18 protein-coding genes and 1 riboswitch are annotated in these 18,122 nt (G+C 71.6%); of the genes, 12 read left to right on the forward strand and 6 right to left on the reverse strand.

Annotation, left to right across the window (positions count from 1 at the left end):
* Positions 1-47 precede the first annotated feature (47 nt).
* Positions 48-605, reverse strand: a complete 558-nt coding sequence (locus tag BLW86_RS31095) for a Repetin (RefSeq protein ID WP_093877112.1) — start codon at positions 603-605, stop codon at positions 48-50.
* Positions 606-892: 287 nt separating this feature from the next.
* Here BLW86_RS31095 and BLW86_RS31100 point away from each other — a divergent pair, with 287 nt between their 5' ends.
* Together BLW86_RS31100 and BLW86_RS31105 are read left to right on the forward strand one after the other, a co-directional pair.
* Positions 893-1,699, forward strand: a complete 807-nt coding sequence (locus tag BLW86_RS31100) for a carbon-nitrogen hydrolase family protein (protein WP_093877113.1) — start codon at positions 893-895, stop codon at positions 1,697-1,699.
* 59 nt (positions 1,700-1,758) lie between these two features.
* The gene (locus BLW86_RS31105) at positions 1,759-3,456 is read left to right on the forward strand and encodes a flavin monoamine oxidase family protein (RefSeq protein ID WP_093877114.1); all 1,698 of its coding nucleotides are present in this window, start codon (positions 1,759-1,761) and stop codon (positions 3,454-3,456) included.
* A 6-nt stretch (positions 3,457-3,462) separates the two neighbouring features.
* Here the strand turns inward: BLW86_RS31105 and BLW86_RS31110 are convergent, their stop codons facing one another.
* The 3 genes from BLW86_RS31110 to BLW86_RS31120 form a co-directional block, all read right to left on the reverse strand.
* Positions 3,463-4,182 (reverse strand): DUF5995 family protein, encoded by a 720-nt coding sequence (locus BLW86_RS31110; RefSeq protein ID WP_093877115.1) that lies wholly within the window; start codon positions 4,180-4,182, stop codon positions 3,463-3,465.
* A 73-nt stretch (positions 4,183-4,255) separates the two neighbouring features.
* Positions 4,256-5,650, reverse strand: coding sequence for a uracil-xanthine permease family protein (locus BLW86_RS31115; protein ID WP_093877116.1), 1,395 nt, complete (start codon positions 5,648-5,650; stop codon positions 4,256-4,258).
* Positions 5,651-5,760: 110 nt separating this feature from the next.
* The gene (locus tag BLW86_RS31120; RefSeq protein WP_093877117.1) at positions 5,761-6,975 is read right to left on the reverse strand and encodes an MFS transporter; all 1,215 of its coding nucleotides are present in this window, start codon (positions 6,973-6,975) and stop codon (positions 5,761-5,763) included.
* 118 nt (positions 6,976-7,093) lie between these two features.
* On the opposite strand from BLW86_RS31120, the gene BLW86_RS31125 reads away from it, so the two are divergent.
* The gene (locus BLW86_RS31125) at positions 7,094-8,218 is read left to right on the forward strand and encodes an ROK family transcriptional regulator (RefSeq protein WP_093877118.1); all 1,125 of its coding nucleotides are present in this window, start codon (positions 7,094-7,096) and stop codon (positions 8,216-8,218) included.
* Between the two features lie 208 nt (positions 8,219-8,426).
* On the opposite strand, the gene BLW86_RS43390 is transcribed toward BLW86_RS31125, so the two are convergent.
* Positions 8,427-8,777, reverse strand: a complete 351-nt coding sequence (locus BLW86_RS43390; RefSeq protein WP_256341473.1) for a DUF6193 family natural product biosynthesis protein — start codon at positions 8,775-8,777, stop codon at positions 8,427-8,429.
* Positions 8,778-8,794: 17 nt separating this feature from the next.
* On the opposite strand from BLW86_RS43390, the gene BLW86_RS43395 reads away from it, so the two are divergent.
* Positions 8,795-9,301, forward strand: coding sequence for a hypothetical protein (locus BLW86_RS43395; protein WP_143060285.1), 507 nt, complete (start codon positions 8,795-8,797; stop codon positions 9,299-9,301).
* 45 nt (positions 9,302-9,346) lie between these two features.
* Here the strand turns inward: BLW86_RS43395 and BLW86_RS31140 are convergent, their stop codons facing one another.
* Positions 9,347-11,728, reverse strand: coding sequence for a chitinase C-terminal domain-containing protein (locus tag BLW86_RS31140; RefSeq protein WP_093877120.1), 2,382 nt, complete (start codon positions 11,726-11,728; stop codon positions 9,347-9,349).
* Positions 11,729-11,974: 246 nt separating this feature from the next.
* Positions 11,975-12,105, forward strand: a riboswitch (FMN riboswitch).
* Positions 12,106-12,277: 172 nt separating this feature from the next.
* Between BLW86_RS31140 and ribD the strand changes: the two genes are divergently transcribed.
* Genes ribD through BLW86_RS31180 form a run of 8 tightly spaced genes read left to right on the forward strand, consistent with a single transcriptional unit; the run spans position 12,278 to position 18,095 of the window.
* On the forward strand, positions 12,278-13,351 hold the full coding sequence (gene ribD, locus BLW86_RS31145; protein WP_093877121.1) for a bifunctional diaminohydroxyphosphoribosylaminopyrimidine deaminase/5-amino-6-(5-phosphoribosylamino)uracil reductase RibD: 1,074 nt from the start codon (positions 12,278-12,280) through the stop codon (positions 13,349-13,351).
* A 2-nt stretch (positions 13,352-13,353) separates the two neighbouring features.
* Positions 13,354-13,962, forward strand: coding sequence for a riboflavin synthase (locus BLW86_RS31150; RefSeq protein WP_041128206.1), 609 nt, complete (start codon positions 13,354-13,356; stop codon positions 13,960-13,962).
* A 44-nt stretch (positions 13,963-14,006) separates the two neighbouring features.
* Positions 14,007-14,597 carry a nicotinamide mononucleotide transporter family protein gene (locus BLW86_RS31155; RefSeq protein WP_093878961.1) on the forward strand — a complete coding sequence of 197 codons (591 nt, stop codon included), beginning with the start codon at positions 14,007-14,009 and terminating at the stop codon, positions 14,595-14,597.
* The gene (locus tag BLW86_RS31160) at positions 14,594-15,871 is read left to right on the forward strand and encodes a bifunctional 3,4-dihydroxy-2-butanone-4-phosphate synthase/GTP cyclohydrolase II (RefSeq protein ID WP_093877122.1); all 1,278 of its coding nucleotides are present in this window, start codon (positions 14,594-14,596) and stop codon (positions 15,869-15,871) included. Before BLW86_RS31155 ends, BLW86_RS31160 begins: the two co-directional genes overlap by 4 nt.
* 30 nt (positions 15,872-15,901) lie before the next feature.
* Positions 15,902-16,387, forward strand: a complete 486-nt coding sequence (gene ribH / locus BLW86_RS31165) for a 6,7-dimethyl-8-ribityllumazine synthase (RefSeq protein WP_024760819.1) — start codon at positions 15,902-15,904, stop codon at positions 16,385-16,387.
* A gap of 35 nt (positions 16,388-16,422) precedes the next feature.
* Positions 16,423-16,695 carry a phosphoribosyl-ATP diphosphatase gene (locus BLW86_RS31170; protein WP_030551960.1) on the forward strand — a complete coding sequence of 91 codons (273 nt, stop codon included), beginning with the start codon at positions 16,423-16,425 and terminating at the stop codon, positions 16,693-16,695.
* Positions 16,696-16,755: 60 nt separating this feature from the next.
* Positions 16,756-17,604 carry an ATP phosphoribosyltransferase gene (hisG, locus tag BLW86_RS31175; RefSeq protein WP_030691289.1) on the forward strand — a complete coding sequence of 283 codons (849 nt, stop codon included), beginning with the start codon at positions 16,756-16,758 and terminating at the stop codon, positions 17,602-17,604.
* Between the two features lie 38 nt (positions 17,605-17,642).
* Positions 17,643-18,095 carry a PH domain-containing protein gene (locus BLW86_RS31180; RefSeq protein WP_093877123.1) on the forward strand — a complete coding sequence of 151 codons (453 nt, stop codon included), beginning with the start codon at positions 17,643-17,645 and terminating at the stop codon, positions 18,093-18,095.
* Positions 18,096-18,122 lie beyond the last annotated feature (27 nt).

Raw genomic sequence — 18,122 nt, forward strand, 5'->3', positions numbered from 1 at the left:
GTGGTTCCCGCACCGCCCCTTCGCCCCGCCTACCCCCGTGGGGCGGTCTATTCGGTCGGGTAGTCGAGCTGCCAGGGCAGCACCTTGAAGTCGCCGGTGCCGGGCAGCACCTTCTCGAACGGGGCAGAGCTCAGGCACGGCGGAACCTCCAGGTTCGTCTCGCGCCCCACCCAGCTGTAGCCCAGCCGGTCCTGCTTGCCGAGGTCGTGGACGGAGACCCCGACCCGCTTGCCCATGCGGTCCTTCAGGTCGGTTTCGACGATGACACCCGTCACGACGGCCATCTTGCCGCCGGTGACCAGACAGTCGACCTTTGCCACCGCGTACCCGCCCTTGACGCCGGGCTTGTAGTGGCTGAACCGGAAGGTGCCCGTCGCGGCCTGCGGGTCCTTGTTGTCCTTCGCCGCCAGATGCGCGTCGAAGCTGAACGTGATGTCGTCCCCGGCCGGCCGGTACAGCTTGGCGGTGCCGGTCAGCGCGGCGGCTTCCCGGGCCGTGTGCGTCCCGTGCCCGCCCTCTCCTCCCGAGGCGATGGCGACACCCCCCGCCCCCAGGGTGAGCAGCACCGCGGCGGCTACGGCGACGATCTTCGTACGACGGTTCATCGTGGTCCCTTTCGGCAGGCCGTCCGGCAGGTCTTCCGGACGACCACCACTCTTCCGCCCGGGGCGCGCCCGGGCGTCGGGCCGCAGAAGGGTCCTCGTCTCCGCCGCGCGGCGGGGGAGCCGTACGACCCCGGTCGGAGCCGCGCGCAACGAATCGACGCGCCGACCACGGATCGCGCAACGGTTCGACGGTCGGTCCGCAACGCTGCCGCCTTGTCCCGGTGGAGCGCGAAACCGTACCGTTTTTGACGTCTTCCCCCTGTACTTTCGACCGTCGAGGATCGCCGATGCCCGCGCTGCGCACCGCCCTGCTCCAGAGCTCCGGTGAGCTCGGTGACGTGGCCGCCAACCTCAAGACCCTCGACGAGGCCGCCGCCCGTGCCGCGGCCGCCGGCGCCGACCTGCTGCTCGCCCCCGAGCTCTTCCTGACCGGCTACGCCATCGGCGCCGACATCGCGCGCCTGGCCGAGCCGGTCGACGGCCCCTCCGCCCGCGCCGTCGCGGCCGTCGCCGTGCGCCACGGCCTGGCCGTCGGCTACGGCTACCCGGAGCGGGACACCGAGCGGCACGGCGTCCTGTACAACTCCGCGCAGCTCATCGGCGCCGACGGCGTCCCGCTGGTGCAGTACCGCAAGACCCACCTCTTCGGGGACTTCGAGCTGAAGTGGTTCACCCCCGGTGACCGCCCCGTCGTCCAGGCGGAGCTCGGCGGGCTCACCGTCGGCATGATGATCTGCTACGACGTCGAGTTCCCCGAGAACGTCCGGGCGCACGCGCTGGCCGGCACGGACCTCCTCCTCGTGCCCACCGCGCTCATGCACCCCGCCGAGGTCGTGCCCCTGTCCGTGGTGCCGGTCCGCGCCTTCGAGAACCAGCTCTACCTCGCGTACGCCAACCGGACCGGCCCCGAGGGCGACTTCGAGTTCGTCGGCCTCTCCACCCTGGCAGGCCCCGACGGCACCGCCCGGGCCCGCGCCGGACGCGGCGAGGAGCTCGTCCTCGGCGACGTCGACCCGGCCTTCCTCGCGGCCTCCCGCGCGGAGAACCCCTACCTGCGCGACCGGCGCCCGGGCCTCTACGGCTCCCTCGTCTGAGCCGCCGCCCCACCCCCCTCCCCGCCTCACCCTTTTTCCGTGCAAGGAGTCCGTACCCCATGACGTCCACGGTGCCCACGACCGCCGTCCCGCACAGCGACGGCCAGCCGCCGATCACCATGTTCGGTCCGGACTTCCCGTACGCCTACGACGACTTCCTGGCCCACCCGGCCGGGCTCGGCCAGATACCGGCCACCGAGCACGGCACCGAGGTCGCCGTCATCGGCGGCGGGCTCTCCGGCATCATCGCCGCGTACGAGCTGATGAAGATGGGCCTCAAGCCCGTCGTCTACGAGGCCGACCAGATCGGCGGCCGACTGCGCACCGTCGGCTTCGAGGGCACCGGCGCCGAGGGCCTCACCGCGGAGATGGGCGCCATGCGCTTCCCGCCCTCCTCGACCGCGCTCCAGCACTACATCGACCTGGTCGGCCTGGAGACCAAGCCCTTCCCGAACCCGCTGGCCGAGTCGACCCCGTCGACCGTCGTCGACCTCAAGGGCGAGTCGCACTACGCCACCACCGTCGACGACCTCCCGCAGGTCTACCGCGACGTGATGAACGCGTGGAACGCCTGCCTGGACGAGGGCGCCGACTTCTCCGACATGAACCAGGCCATGCGCGAGCGCGACGTCCCGCGCATCCGCGAGATCTGGTCGAAGCTCGTCGAGAAGCTCGACAACCAGACCTTCTACGGCTTCCTCTGCGACTCCGAGGCCTTCAAGTCCTTCCGCCACCGCGAGATCTTCGGCCAGGTCGGCTTCGGCACCGGCGGCTGGGACACCGACTTCCCCAACTCCATCCTGGAGATCCTCCGCGTCGTCTACACCGAGGCCGACGACCACCACCGCGGCATCGTCGGCGGCTCGCAGCAGCTGCCGATGCGCCTGTGGGAGCGCGAGCCGGAGAAGATCGTCCACTGGGCGCAGGGCACCTCGCTCAGCTCCCTGCACGATGGCACCCCGAAGCCGGCCGTGACGCGGCTGAACCGGACCGCCGGCAACCGGATCACGGTCACCGACGCCTCCGGCGACATCCGCACGTACCAGGCGGCGATCTTCACCGCCCAGTCCTGGATGCTGCTCTCCAAGATCGCCTGCGACGACTCGCTCTTCCCGATCGACCACTGGACGGCGATCGAGCGCACCCACTACATGGAGTCCTCGAAGCTCTTCGTCCCCGTCGACCGGCCGTTCTGGCTGGACAAGGACGAGGAGACCGGCCGGGACGTCATGTCGATGACGCTGACCGACCGGATGACCCGCGGCACCTACCTCCTGGACGAGGGCCCGGACAAGCCGGCCGTCATCTGCCTCTCGTACACCTGGTGCGACGACAGCCTGAAGTGGCTGCCGCTCTCGGCGAACGAGCGGATGGAGGTCATGCTGAAGTCGCTCGGCGAGATCTACCCGAAGGTCGACATCCGGAAGCACATCATCGGCAACCCGGTGACGGTCTCCTGGGAGAACGAGCCTTACTTCATGGGCGCCTTCAAGGCGAACCTGCCGGGCCACTACCGCTACCAGCGCCGCCTGTTCACGCACTTCATGCAGGACCGGCTGCCCGAGGACAAGCGGGGCATCTTCCTCGCCGGCGACGACATCTCCTGGACGGCCGGCTGGGCCGAGGGCGCGGTGCAGACGGCGCTCAACGCGGTCTGGGGCGTGATGCACCACTTCGGCGGCGGCACCGACGCCACCAACCCGGGCCCGGGCGACGTGTACGACGAGATCGCCCCGGTCGAGCTGCCGGAGGACTGAGCCCCGTCAGGGCCTGGTGAGGGGCGTGAGCAGCATCCGCCCCACCAGGCCCACCGACCGGTCGAGGCGTTCGGTGAACTCGCCCGCGAGCTCGGGCAGGCCGCGCAGCTGCCAGAGCGAGCGGGCGGCGAGCCAGGCCCCGTCGCGGGCCCGGTCCAGGCTCCAGCAGCCGAGCAGATGCGTCAGCGGGTCCGCGATCTCCAGGAGGTCCGGGCCCGGCATCAGTTCCTCCCGGATGCGCTCCTCCAGGAGGACGAGGATGTCGCCGACCCGGTCGAACTCGTCCTCCAGGTCGGCCGGCGCGCACCCCAGGATCCGGCAGGCGTCGACCACCGCGAGGGCCAGGTCGTGGCCGATGTGGGCGTTGATCCCGGCGAGCGCGAACTGCAGCGGCCGTACGCCGGGATGGCGGCGGTAGTGGAAGAGGGGCCGCCAGCAGGCCGGCGCGGGACGGCCACCGGCGACGGCGTCGACCGCCGCGAGATAGCGCTCGGCGAACCGTACGTCGAGGGTCGCGGCGGCCCGCCGGTCGGCGAAGGTGCCCGCCTCGATGGCGTGGCCGATCTCCTCGGTGACCGTCAGGTAGACCCGGTTGAAGACGGCGACCCCATCGGCCGGATGCCAGGCCGAGCGGAGCGCCCGCATCCGGTCCACCACGGGGTCGACCGCGACGAACTGGCCGATGCGCGGTCCGATCTGCTGCCCGATCTGCTGGGTCTGCGCCATGGGGGCAGGCTCCCAGCCGCCGGGCCCGGGAGGGAACTCCTCGGGCCCGGCTTACCCAGAACGGGCGAATCACTCAGCTCTTCGACACGCTGTCCGCGTCCGTCTCGTACGAGCTGGTGCCGGCGTCCAGGAGCGGCTCCTGCGTCTTGAGGTGGGCCGGGGCGAAGGCCCGCAGCACGTGGTAGCCGGTGATGACGACGATGGTGCCGAGCGCGATGCCGCCCAGCTCGAAGGTGTCGGTGAAGGTCAGCTTCACGCCGCCGACGCCGATGATGATGCCGGCGGCGGCCGGGACCAGGTTGAGCGGGTTGCGCAGGTCGACCTTGGCGTTGATCCAGATCTGTGCGCCGAGCAGGCCGATCATGCCGTAGAGGATCACGGTGATGCCGCCGAGGACGCCGCCGGGGATCGCGGCGACGACCGCGCCGAACTTGGGGCAGAGGCCGAAGAGCAGCGCGAAGCCGGCGGCGGCCCAGTAGGCGGCGGTCGAGTAGACGCGGGTCGCGGCCATGACGCCGATGTTCTCGGAGTACGTGGTGTTGGGCGGGCCGCCCACGCCGGTGGACAGCATGGACGCGACGCCGTCGGCGGCGATCGCGGTGCCGAGCTGGTCGTCCAGCGAGGTGCCGGTCATCTCGCCGACGGCCTTGACGTGTCCGGCGTTCTCCGCGATCAGCGCGATGACGACGGGCAGCGCGACCAGGATCGCGGACCACTCGAAGCCGGGGCCGTGCAGGGACGGCAGACCGATCCAGTCGGCCTTGGAGACGCCGGAGAGGTCGAGCCGCCAGTGGTCGGTGACCTGGCCGCCCGGGGACATCGAGTGGATCTTGCCGAAGACGAGGTCGAAGATCCAGGAGATGCCGTAGCCGAAGATCAGGCCGAGGAAGATCGCGATCCGGGACCAGAAGCCGCGCAGACAGACCACGGCCAGACCGGTGAAGAGCATCACGAGCAGGGCCGTCCACTGGTCCTGCGGCCAGTACGTCGACGCGGTGACCGGCGCCAGGTTGAAGCCGATCAGCATGACGACCGCGCCGGTCACGATCGGCGGCATCGCCGCGTGGATGATCCGCGCGCCGAACTTCCGGACGGCGAGACCGGCCAGGAAGAGCACCCCGCCGACGACGAACACCGCGCCGGTGACGGTGGCGCTGGTGCCGCCCGAGGCCCGGATGGCGGCGGCGACGCCGACGAAGGAGAGCGAGCATCCCAGGTAGGACGGGACGGTGCCGCGGGTCGCGAGCAGGAAGATCGCGGTGGCGACGCCGGACATCATGATCGCGAGGTTCGGGTCGAGGCCCATGAGTACCGGGGCGACGAACGACGCCCCGAACATCGCGACGACGTGCTGGGCGCCGAGGCCGACCGTACGGGGCCAGGAGAGCCGCTCGTCCGGGCGGACGACGGCTCCCGGAGCGGGTGTTCTCCCGTCGCCGTGCAGGGTCCAGCGCACGCCGAGGTTCATGAGGTCGCTCCCGTTCTCCGGTTCCGGCGGCCGCGTCGGGACCGCAAAAGATCAGCCATATGCTATGCGCCGCCGCCGGACCCGGGCTTTCGGGGCGCCGAGCCCGTGCGCTACCCCACCGGCCCGGCGCTCTTCGCGGGCGCGGGCTTCCCCGAAGCCGTCTCCCGCCCTCCGGCCCTGAGCACGCCCGCGCCGACCACCAGCCCCAGCGCCAGCAGGGTGACCAGGCCGAAGGAGAAGACCAGGGAGGTCGCGTCGGCGATGCCGCCGATCGCCGAGGGGGCGATCAGACCCGAGGTGTACGTGATGGTGGCGACGCCCGCGATGGCCTGGCTCGGGTTCGGGCCGCTGCGCCCGGCCGCGGCGAAGGCCAGTGGGACGACGACCGCGATCCCGAGCCCGATCAGACCGAATCCGGCCATCGCGACGGCGGTGTGCGGGGCGAGGACCACCAGGACCCCGCCGAGGGTGGCGACGGCGCCCCCGACCCGTACCGTACGGACCGCCCCGAAGCGGTCCACCACCCGGTCGCCGGCAAGGCGCGCCACCGCCATCGTCAGCGCGAAGGCGGTCGTGGAGGCGGCCGCGAGCCCCGCCGAACTGCCCAGCTCGTCCCGGAGGTAGACGGCCGACCAGTCGAGGCTGGCGCCCTCGGCGAAGACCCCGCAGAAGCCGATGGCGCCGATGATCAGCGCGGACCTCGGCGGCAGCGAGAAGCGCGGCGGCGGCTCCTCCTCTGGGGTGCTGCGCACGTCGAGCACGCCCTGGCAGAGGACCAGGCCGAGCGCGGTGAGCACGAGGGCGGCGATCAGGTGGTGCAGCCGGGCGTTGCCGCCGAGGTGGGCGGCGACCGTGCCGGCGGCGGAGCCGAGCAGGGCGCCGACGCTCCACATGCCGTGCAGGCTCGACATGATGGACTTGCCGAGCCGGTTCTCGGTCTCGACGCCGAGCGCGTTCATCGCCACGTCGGACATGCCCGCGGTCGCCCCGTACACGAGGAGCGCGCCGCACAGTCCCCAGACGTTCGGGGCCAGCGAGGGCAGCGTGAGGGAGAGGGTCCACAGGGCGAGCAGGCCGCGCAGCGCCGCGCGGGCGCCGAAGCGGTGGGAGACGGCCCCGGCGAGCGGCATCGCGAGGGAGGCGCCGAGCGCGGGGAAGGCGAGGGCGAGCCCGAGCTGTCCTGCGCTCACGCCCGCGTGCTCCTGGATCCAGGGGATCCGGGTCGCGAAGCTGCCGGTGACCGAGCCGTGGACGCAGAAGACGGCGGCGACGGCGAAGCGCGCCCGTCGGAGGCGATCGGTGCTGGTGACGGTCTCCGCCGCCATGGGCCCTCCCTGTGGTCATGGTGTGCCGTGGTGTGCCGCGTAAACTATCAGGAACCCTGCCTGATAAATAGACCGCAGAAGCGGCTGCCGCTCCCCGCGCGTCTGAGAGGATCACCGCATGGCCGCATCCCCGAGCACCGCACGGGCCATCAACGACCGGTTCGCCCTGCGACTGCTCCAGGACGAAGGCCCGTTGACGGCCACCCAGCTCAAGACGCTCACCGGACTCTCCCGCCCGACCGTCGCCGACCTCGTCGAGCGGCTCCAGGGATCCGGTCTCGTCCACGTCGTCGGCGAAGCCGGAGCCGAGCGCCGCGGTCCCAACGCCAAGCTGTACGGGATCGTCGCCGACCGCGCCCACCTCGCCGCCCTCGACGTCCGCACCCGCTCGGTCTCCGTCACCGTCGCCGACCTCCTCGGCACCACGCTCGCCGAGGCCTCCGTCCCCGTCGGCGACGACAGCGACACGGGACCCGCCGTCGAGAAGGCGGTCGCGCTCCTGGAGCGGGCCGTGCGGGAGGCGGGCGCCGACCGCCTGCACAGCGTCGCCGTCGGCGCCCCCGGGCTCATCGACCCCGCCACCGGGGAACTGCGCGACTCCTCGGGGCTGCCCGCCTGGCACCGCCGGCTCGTCGCCGTCCTCCAGGAACGGCTGCCCGCCCACGTCCTCGTCGAGAACGAGACCAACCTCGCCGCCGTCGCCGAGCTCCGCGAGGGCGCGGCCCGCGACCGCGAGGACTTCGTCCTGCTCTGGCTCGGCCAAGGCGTCGGCGCCGCCGTCGTCCTCGACGGCCGGCTGCGCCGGGGAGCCTCCGGCGGCGCGGGGGAGATCGGCTTCCTGCCGGTCCCCGGTACCTCCGGACTCCCCTCGGCCACCGGCTGCGACGGCGGCTTCCACGAGCTGGTCTGCGCGGCGGCCGTCAGGGCCCTCGCCGCCGCCCACGGCCTCGACCCGGCCGACGCGCTCGGAGCGGGCCACGGCCCCTTCCTCGACGCCCTCGCCCGCCGCCTCGCCGTCGGCGCGGCCGCCGTCGCCTCCGTCCTGGACCCCGGCTGCGTGGTCCTCGCCGGGGAGACCGGCCACGCGGGCGGCGCGGAGCTCGCCGCCCGCGTGGAGGCGGAACTCTCCGCCCTCTCGCCCCTCCGCACGGAGGTCCGCCCCACCGCCCTCGGGGACGCGGCGGTCCTCCGCGGCGCCCTCCTCCGGGCGCGGGACGCGGCTCAGGACGAGCTGTTCCCGTAGGAAGGCGGGGTGCGCGGGGACCGGCGCGCCGGAGGGTCAGCAGGAGGGCGGGGTGCGCGGGGACCGGCGCGCCGGAGGGTCAGCAGGAGGGCGGGGTGCGCGGGGACCGGCGCGCCGGAGGGTCAGCAGGAGGGCGGGGTGCGCGGGGACCGGCGCGCCGGAGGGTCAGCAGGAGGGCGGGGTGCGCGGGGACCGGCGCGCCGGAGGGTCAGCCGCCCTGCCGGCGTCGGACCTCGTTCGCGTCTCCCGGCACGGCCGGCCCGCAGCCCTCCGGAAGGCTGCCCACCACCAGGGCGAACGCCTCGTCCAGAGTGTCCACCTCGCCCAGGGTGCCCACGCCGAGGGGGCCCCGGACCCGGATCCGCCCCTCGTGTCTCGGGTACACCTGGCCCCCGACCTGCGCCGCGGGGGAGCCCGTGCACCGGCTGAAGAACACGACCCCGTGACTCACGCCCGGGAACAGCTGCCGCAAGCGAGGCTGCGCGTACGCCGCTCGGACCGTCTCGGGGTCGACGATGTCGCCGTCGTCCTCCAGGAGGCGATGCCACTGGGCGGCCACTGGGTGGAGACGTGGTCGTGCTCCTGGTGCTCGATGTGGAGGTTCTTCAGGCCGCTGCCCTTCGAACCACCGCCGCCGGCCGAGGCCGGGTGCATGGCGTCCTTGCTCGACTGCACCCCGTCCTTGAAGCCGTCCTTGCCCGCGTTCTTGGTCTGGTCGAGGTCCACCCCGTCCTGCAGTCGAGCGCCATCGCGCCCAGCTGCACGACCAGGTCCGCCGCCATGCCCTCCAAGGCCGCCACCGCCGGCTCGGTCATCGCCGCCACGACGTATCCGACGGCCTCCTCCACGCACTCCTTGATCAGCCGCCTGATCACCTCCTGCGTGGCCCGCATCGCCCGCCCCGATCAGCGCCGACAGGCCACCGGTCACCGGGGTCGAACAGGCGTACCGCGATGCTCGGCGCTCTCGACAGCAGGGATCCGGCCGCTCTTGGCGAACGCGAACCTGAGCGCGAACGTGACCGCGCCGCGCCCCGGACAGGGGAGCGCGGCGCGGTGGGCCCGGCGGCGGCAAGGGCCGTGAGTGTCCGCCGCCGGGGGTCAGCCGGGGGTCATCCGAGGGAGCGTGTCAGCAGGCGCCGAGGTCCTTCCAGACGCCCCACTCGCCGGTCGTGCCCGGCTCCTCGTTCTGGGTCCACCACTGGGCCTTCCACTTGTGCCCCTTGTGGGAGACCTCGTTGCCCGCGGTGTAGACCGTGCCGGCCACGTACGCCGGGGCGGTGCAGCCCGTGGTGGGCGGCGTCGTCGGAGGCGTGGTCGGGGGAGTCGTCGGCGGGGTGGTGGGCGGAGTGGTCGGCGGCGTCGTCGGGGGCGTGGTCGGCGGGGTGGTGGTGCCCGGCTCCACGACCGTCGTGCCGCGCGCCAGGTCACCGGCGAGGGCGTACGTCGTGCCGTTGATGTTCACCGTCCAGTTGGAGGGGGTGGACACCGGCAGGTAGTAGTTGAAGGCGAGGTCGACCGTCGCGCCCGGGGCAAGGGACTGCCAGGCGGGGAGCTTCAGGGAGACGCGGTGGAAGTCGCCCTTCAGGCCGCCCACGTTGGAGCCCGTGTGGTCGCTGCTGATGACCTTCGTCCCGAAGCCGGACTGGTCGGAGGCGTTGGCCGGTGCCGAGGTGCCGTAGTCGAACTGGAACTCCGTGCCGCCGGGCAGCGTCGTCGCCGTGTTGTTGGTGATCTTGATCTTCGGCGTGATCGGGTAGTTGGAGTCGCCCAGCTTGAACTCGGTGAACTGGGTGTCGATCTTCACGGCCTGCGTCGGCAGCGCCTTGTTCGACTTCTTCGCGCCGTACGGGGTGGCCGCCTTGAACTTGTCGTACATCAGCGAGGTGAGCGTGGAGCCCATCTCGTACTGTCCCTTGGCCGCGTTCCAGGCGTAGTCGCCTGCCATCTCCCAGACCATGGTGCCGCCGATGCCCTTGTTCACCACGTAGTCGGCCTTGGCCGCCACCGACTGCTCGTCCTCGGTGGAGAGGAAGACCTTCTTCTCGGCGTTCCACAGCCACGGCGCGACCAGGGTCGCGTCGTACTTGCGGGCGTAGGTGCCGGTCAGCGTGGTGTTCGCCGGGAAGCCGTACCGGGTGACGTAGTCGCCGACGATCCCCTTCTCGAGGTTCTTGGCGTGCCACATCGGGTTGGAGCCGGCGGGCGACTCGGCGCCGTTGGTGTCCTTGTCGTGCCAGAGGTTGTCGATGCCGGTGGCGCCGTCACCGCACTTGGTCAGGCCGGCCCCGGCCGGGCAGGTGGTCGCGGAGGCCTTGCCCCACAGGCCGTCGGTGCCGCCCTGCACGTTCTTGTGGCCGCGGGTGTAGTAGGGCAGGCCGATGTTGATGCGGCCGGCCGGCATGGAGCCGCGGAAGTAGTGGTACGCCCAGTCGGTGTTGAGGTAGCCGATGGAGCCGTACTGCGAGGAGCCGTAGACGTTGGCCGCGGCGAGCTCGCCGTCCTTGCCGTCGTCGAAGAGGGAGGCGTTGGGGCCGACGTACTCGTTCCAGGCGCCGTGCAGGTCGTAGGACATGATGTTGACGTAGTCCAGATACTTCTGCATCTGGAAGGTCTCCATGCCGCGCAGCAGATAGCCGGAGGAGGGGGCGGCGACGGTCAGCAGGTAGTGCCTGCCGTCGGCGGCGCCGGCCGTGTCCAGCTTCTCGCGCAGGGACTTCATGAGGGCCGCGTAGCCCTGCACGAGTCCGGCGCGCCGCGCGTTGGCGAGCTGCCAGTCCAGCGGGTTGCCGGCGTCCTTCATCGTGGTGGGGTACTCGTAGTCGATGTCGACGCCGTTGAAGCCGTACTTGCGGATGAAGTCGACGGCCGAGGTCGCGAAGGTGTCGATCCCGGCCTGGTTGACCGAACCGTCGGCGTTGGTCGCCATCGAGTAGAAGCCGCCGGAGTTCACCCGGTCGCCGTTGTCGGCGAAGTAGCCGCCGGTCTCCGCCCAGCCGCCGACCGAGATCAGCGTCTTGACGTTCGGGTGCTGCTTCTTGAACTTGTTGAGCAGGTTGAAGTGGCCCTTGTACGCGTAGGCCGGGTCCATCTCCGCGCCGGCGACACCGGGCCAGGTCATCCCGGTGGCCGCGTTCTCCGGACCGTCGGTGCCCACGGAGAGCTTGTTGTCGCCGCCGATGTGGCCGAAGGCGTAGTTGATGTGGGTGATCTTGTCCCACGGGATGTCCTTGGCCAGGTAGGCGGGCTGGCCGTTCTTGCCGGTGCGCCAGCCGGTGAAGTAGCCGATGACCCGGCGCTGGTGGTCCGCGCCCATCTTCTCGCGGCCTTCGGTGTCGTAGACCGAGCAGTACGGGACGTCGACGCCCGGGGTCTTGTAGAGCCCGTCGGGGCGACAGGACTCGTTGTCGGCGGCGTACGAGACGCCGCCGGAGAGCGAGCTGAGCAGCAGCCCGGCGACGGCGGCACCGGACGCGAGCAGCGAGGCTCTCTTGGTCGTGGGGGACAGCACGATCGGGTCCTCCTCGGGGAGGGGAAGAAAACACGCAACGAACAAGGGGGTGGTACGTGTTGGGCCCGTGGAGTGCGCACGCCGGCGGGCCGTTACCTCGGAGGTGACACGGAGATTAAGAGGACTAGACCAGTGCGTCAATAGGTCTGGACCAGAAGGGATCCGTAGGGGAGCCTGTGAGCCAACCCACAGGGTTCCGGCCTATCGCTCCTCGTGAGCCGTGGCACACTGGCCCTGTATCAGCAGCAGCGCACTCCGGGGTCGGTGTAATTCCGAACCGGCGGTATAGTCCGCGACCCGTCCGCAAGCCAGCGGCCGGTTGACCAGGTGAAATTCCTGGACCGACGGTGAAAGTCCGGATGGGAGGCAGTGCGCGGCGGGCGACCCCTTCCAGGGGTGTGCCGGCCGTACGTCCGCTGGTCGCCGCGTTCCGTCGGCGCACCCGCAGACCTCCGGCCGTACCGGCATACCCCGTGCGAAGCGTCGTACCCGCTCTCTGTCGTCATCGACAGGCCCCGGAGTCCGTGCCCGAAGAGGCAGGAGGACCCGGTGGCCCAGCAGGCCGACATCACCGCCATGCGACGCGCCGTCGAGCTCGCCGCACGCGGTCTCGGCGCCACCAGCCCCAACCCGGTCGTCGGGTGCGTCATCACCGACGCCTCCGGCCACCAGGTCGGCGAAGGCTTCCACCAGCGCGCCGGCGGCCCCCACGCCGAGGTGCACGCCCTGCGCGCGGCCGGCGTCCTGGCCCGCGGCGGCACCGCGTACGTCACCCTCGAACCCTGCGACCACACCGGCCGCACCGGCCCCTGCTCCCAGGCCCTGATCGAGGCCGGGATCAGCCGGGTCGTGTACGCGGTCGGCGACCCGAACCCGCAGGCCACGGGCGGTGCCGACACCCTCCGCGCCGCCGGGGTCGAGGTCGAGCAGGGCCTCCTGGAGGACGAGGCCGAGGCCGGCAACATCGCCTGGCTCACCTCCGTGCGCCGCGGCCGCCCCTTCGTCCGCTGGAAGTACGCCGCCACCCTCGACGGCCGGATCGCCGCCGCCGACGGCACCTCCCGCTGGATCAGCTCCGCCGAGTCCCGCGCCGACGTCCACCGGCTGCGCGCCGAGGCCGACGCCGTCGTCGTCGGCGCCGGCACCGCCCGCACCGACGACCCCCACCTGGCCGTACGGGGCGTCGAAGGCGCGGTCCAGCCGCTGCGGGTCGTCGTCGACACCGAGGCGAGCGCCGTCAAGCCCGGCGCCCGGGTCCTCGACGAGGCAGGCCCCACCCTGATCGCGATCGCCGAGGACGCCGAGACCACGCTCACGGACGTCGTACGGCTCCCCAGGGCCGAACGCGGCCTCGCCGTCCCCGCCCTCCTGGAGGCCCTCCACGCGCGCGGTGTCCGCTCGATCCTCCTCGAAGGCGGCCCCACCCTCGCGGGCGCCTTCATCGCCGCGGGCGCCGTCGACCAGGTCGTCGGCTACCTCGCCCCGGTCCTCCTCGGCGCGGGACCCACCGCCCTCGCCGACGCCGGAATCTCCACCCTCACCGAGGCGTTGCGGCTCGACATCACCGAGACCGCGCGCATCGGATCCGACCTCCGCATCACCGCCACCCTCAAGGGAGCCTGACCGTGTTCACCGGAATCGTCGAAGAACTGGGCGAGGTCGTCGCCGTCGAGCAGCTGGAGGACGCCTCCCGCTTCCGGCTGCGCGGCCCCCTGGTCACGGAAGGCGCCCAGCACGGCGACTCCATCGCCGTCAACGGTGTCTGTCTCACGGTCGTCGAGTTCGGCGACGGCGAGTTCACCGCCGACGTCATGGCCGAGACCCTCAAGCGGTCCAGCCTCGGCGCCCTCGAAGTCGGCTCCCGCGTCAACCTGGAGCGGCCCATGGCCGTCGGCGGCCGCCTCGGCGGCCACATCGTCCAGGGCCACGTCGACGGCACCGGCACCATCCTGGAGCGGACCCCGTCCGAGCACTGGGAACTGGTCAAGGTCGGCCTGCCCGCCCACCTCTCCCGGTACGTCGTCGAGAAGGGCTCGATCACGGTCGACGGCGTCAGCCTCACCGTCGTCGAGGTCGCCGACGACTGGTTCACCATCAGCCTCATCCCGACCACCCTCGACCTGACCACGCTCGGCATCAAGCAGTCCGGCGACCCGGTCAACCTCGAAGTGGACGTCATCGCCAAGTACGTCGAGCGGCTGCTCGGCACCGACGCCAAGGAGAACGAGAAGTGAACTGGCTCAACTCCGAGGCGTTCGCGGTCTTCGGCCAGCACATCATGTGGTCCGACATGATCGGCAACACGATCGGGCTCATAGCCCTCGCGCTCGGCTGGCGCCGCTCCATCCTCACCTGGCCCGCCCAGCTGCTCTCCGGCCTCATCCTCGTCGGCGCCTACGCCTCCGCCCACCTCTCCGGCGGCGTCGGCAAGCAGCTCCTCGTCATCGGCGTCGCCGCCTGGGGCTGGTGGCAGTGGAACCGCGGCAAGCGGCAGGCCCAGGACGGCTCCATCGCCGTCCGCTTCGCCACCTGGAAGGAGCGCGGACTGCTCCTGGCGGGCGCGGCCCTCGGCACCCTCGCCGTCGGCGGGCTCTTCACCCTCTACCCGTCGCTCTCCTGGAGCCCCTGGGCCGACGCGTACATCTTCGTCGGCACCCTCGTCGCGATGATCGCCCAGGCCCGCGGCCTCGTCGAGTTCTGGTTCGCCTGGCTCCTCGTCGACCTCGTCGGCGTCCCGCTCGCCTTCAACAGCGGTCTCGCCTTCTCCGGCCTCGTCTACGTCATCTACTTCGCCCTCGTCATCTGGGGCATGCGCGACTGGTGGCTCCGGACGCGTACGACCTCCGCTCTGGAAGGAGCCACGGCATGAGCGCGCTTCCGATCTGGGACGCCACCGACCTGGCCCTCGACCCCGTCGAGCAGGCCATCCGCGACATCGCCGCCGGCCGTCCCGTCGTCGTCGTCGACGACGAGGACCGCGAGAACGAGGGCGACCTCGTCATCGCCGCCGAGAAGGCCACCCCCGAGATCGTCGCCTTCATGATGACCGAGTGCCGCGGCCTGATCTGCGCACCCATGGAGGACGAGGAGCTGCGGCGCCTCGAACTCCCGCAGATGGTCGAGCACAACACCGAGTCGATGCGCACGGCCTTCACCGTCTCCGTGGACGCGTCCCCCGCCCACGGCGTCACCACCGGCATTTCCGCCGCCGACCGCGCCACCACCCTGCGGATGCTGGCCTCCGGCCGCCACGAGCCGGGCGACTTCGTCCGCCCCGGCCACATCTTCCCGCTGCGCGCCAAGTCCGGCGGCGTCCTCGCCCGCAACGGACACACCGAGGCCGCCGTCGACCTCGCCCGCCTCGCGGGCCTCCGCCCGGCCGGCGCGATCGTCGAGATCGCCGGCGAGGACGGCGTGATGCTGCGCCTGCCCGAACTGGTCCCCTTCGCCCGCAAGCACGGCCTGACGATCATCTCCATCGAGGACCTGATCGCCTACCGCCGCTCCGCCGAGCCGACCGTCCGCCGCGAGGCCGAGGTCCAGCTCCCCACCGCGCACGGCGAGTTCACCGCGTACGGCTACCGCTCCACCGTCGACGGCGTCGAGCACGTCGCCCTCGTCCACGGCGAGATCGGCGACGGCGAGGACGTCCTCGTCCGGGTCCACTCCGAGTGCCTGACCGGCGACATCTTCCAGTCGCTGCGCTGCGACTGCGGCCCCCAGCTGCAGGCCTCCATGGACCGGATCACCGAGGCCGGGCGCGGCGTCGTCGTCTACCTGCGCGGCCACGAGGGCCGCGGCATCGGCCTGCTGTCCAAGCTGCGCGCGTACGAGCTCCAGGAGCGCGGCCGCGACACCCTCGACGCCAACCTGGAGCTCGGACTGCCCGCCGACGCCCGCGACTACGCGGCCGGCGCGCAGATCCTCGGGGACCTCGGCGTCCGCAGCCTGCGCCTGCTGACCAACAACCCCGACAAGATCGACGCCCTCACCCGGCACGGCCTGAGGGTCGAGGGCCGGGAGCCCATGCCGGTCCAGGCCGGCGAGCACAACCTCCGCTACCTGCGCACCAAGCGGGACCGGATGGGGCACGACCTGCCCTGGCTGGACGGCTCCCCGGCCTCCACCTGCGGCAACCAGTAACCACGTACGTACGAAACGGCTAGGAGAGACATGAGCGGCAAGGGCGCACCCGTCCTCAGCGTGAAGAACTGCGGCGACCTCCGGGTCGCGGTGATCGCGGCGCAGTGGCACGAGAAGATCATGGACGGTCTCGTCGACGGCGCCCTGCGCGCCCTGAGCGAGCTCGGCATCGACGAGCCGACGCTGCTGCGCGTCCCCGGCAGCTTCGAGCTCCCGGTCGTGGCGAAGGTCCTCGCCGGGCGCGGCTACGATGCCATCGTGGCGCTCGGCGTCGTCATCCGCGGCGGAACGCCGCACTTCGAGTACGTGTGCCAGGGCGTCACCCACGGCCTCACCCAGGTCTCGATCGACACCGGCGTACCCGTCGGATTCGGTGTCCTCACCGTCGACAACGAGGAGCAGGCGCTCGACCGGGCCGGCCTCGAAGGATCCTCCGAGGACAAGGGCCACGAGGCCGTCACCGCCGCCGTCGCCACCGCCACCACGCTGCGCACGGTCAGCGAACCCTGGCGCTGAGCACGCGATCCTCACCCCGTACTCTTAGGACCATCATGGCGAACAAAACCTTCGAAGAGCTCTTCGCCGAGCTCAAGCTCAAGGCGGAGACCGGCGACCCGGCCACCTCCCGCACCGCGGAACTGGTGGACAAGGGCGTCCATGCCATCGGCAAGAAGGTCGTCGAGGAGGCCGCCGAGGTCTGGATGGCCGCCGAGTACGAGGGCAAGGAAGCGGCCGCCGAGGAGATCTCGCAGCTGCTGTACCACGTCCAGGTGATGATGGTCGCCCGCGGGATCTCGCTCGACGACGTCTACGCCCACCTCTGAGCACCACCCGGAAAAGCCGAACACCCTCCCCAGAACTCCCAGGCAAAGGAAGCTCACCCCATGCTGCGCATCGCCGTCCCCAACAAGGGTTCCCTCTCCGGACCTGCGTCGGCAATGCTCCATGAGGCCGGCTACCGCCAGCGCAAGGAGTCCAAGGAACTGGTGGTCATCGACCCCGACAACGAGGTCGAGTTCTTCTACCTGCGGCCGAAGGACATCGCGATCTACGTCGCCTCCGGGAAGCTGGACATCGGCATCACCGGCCGTGACCTGCTCCTGGACTCCGGAGCCAGCGCCGAGGAGATCCTCCCGCTGAACTTCGGCCGCTCCACCTTCCGCTACGCCACCCGCCCGGGCACCGCGAACGGCCCCGAGGACTTCGGCGGCATGACGATCGCCACCTCCTACGAGGGCATCGTCGCCAAGCACCTCGCCGACCAGGGCATCGACGCCTCCGTCGTCCACCTGGACGGCGCCGTCGAGACCGCGATCCAGCTGGGCGTCGCCCAGGTCATCGCGGACGTCGTGGAGACCGGAACCAGCCTGCGCAACGCGGGCCTGGAGGTCATCGGCGAGCCGATCCTGACCTCCGAGGCCGTCGTCATCCGCCGCCACGGCGCCTCGGACGACCACCCGCAGGTGCAGCAGTTCATGCGCCGCCTCCAGGGCGTCCTGGTCGCCCGCTCGTACGTGATGATGGACTACGACTGCCGGGCCGAGCACCTGGAGCAGGCCGTCGCCCTCACCCCGGGCCTGGAGTCGCCGACCGTCTCCCCGCTGCACAACGAGGGCTGGGTCGCCGTCCGCGCGATGGTCCCCGCCAAGGAGGCGCAGCGGATCATGGACGACCTGTACGAGATCGGCGCCCGCGCCATCCTTACCACCGCCATCCACGCCTGCCGCCTCTGACGACCGGCCCGCACGCCCTCAGGCACCGAGGAACCCCGATGTCCCAGACCGCACCGCCCGCCCTCCCGGTCACCTTCCGTCCCGGGCGCACCCGGGCCGTCCTGCTGACCATGAGCGTCGCGATCTTCGTGGTCATCACCGCCGTCGCGATGATGCTGGAGCGGCTGGGACCGGGGGAGCGCGCCAGCTTCGTGTTCACCGCCGCGCTGCTCTCCGGGGTCCTCGTCCTGCTGAGCCGCCCCAAGGTCGTCGCCGACGACGAGGGCGTCACGGTCGTCAACATCGCCAGGACCCGGCGCCTCGCCTGGGCGGAGATCCTCAAGGTCAACCTCCGCCCCGGCGACCCCTGGGTCTTCCTCGACCTCAGCGACGGCACCAGCCTTCCGGCGCTCGGCATCCAGCCCGGCATCGCCAAGGAATCGGCGATCCGCGACGCCCGCGCCCTGCGGGCCCTCGCGGACAGCCACGGGACGGGCTCGGAAACCCACTGAGACCCTGAGACGGACCGGGGCGAACCC

The sequence above is a fragment of the Streptomyces sp. TLI_105 genome, assembly GCF_900105415.1.
Taxonomy (GTDB): domain Bacteria; phylum Actinomycetota; class Actinomycetes; order Streptomycetales; family Streptomycetaceae; genus Streptomyces.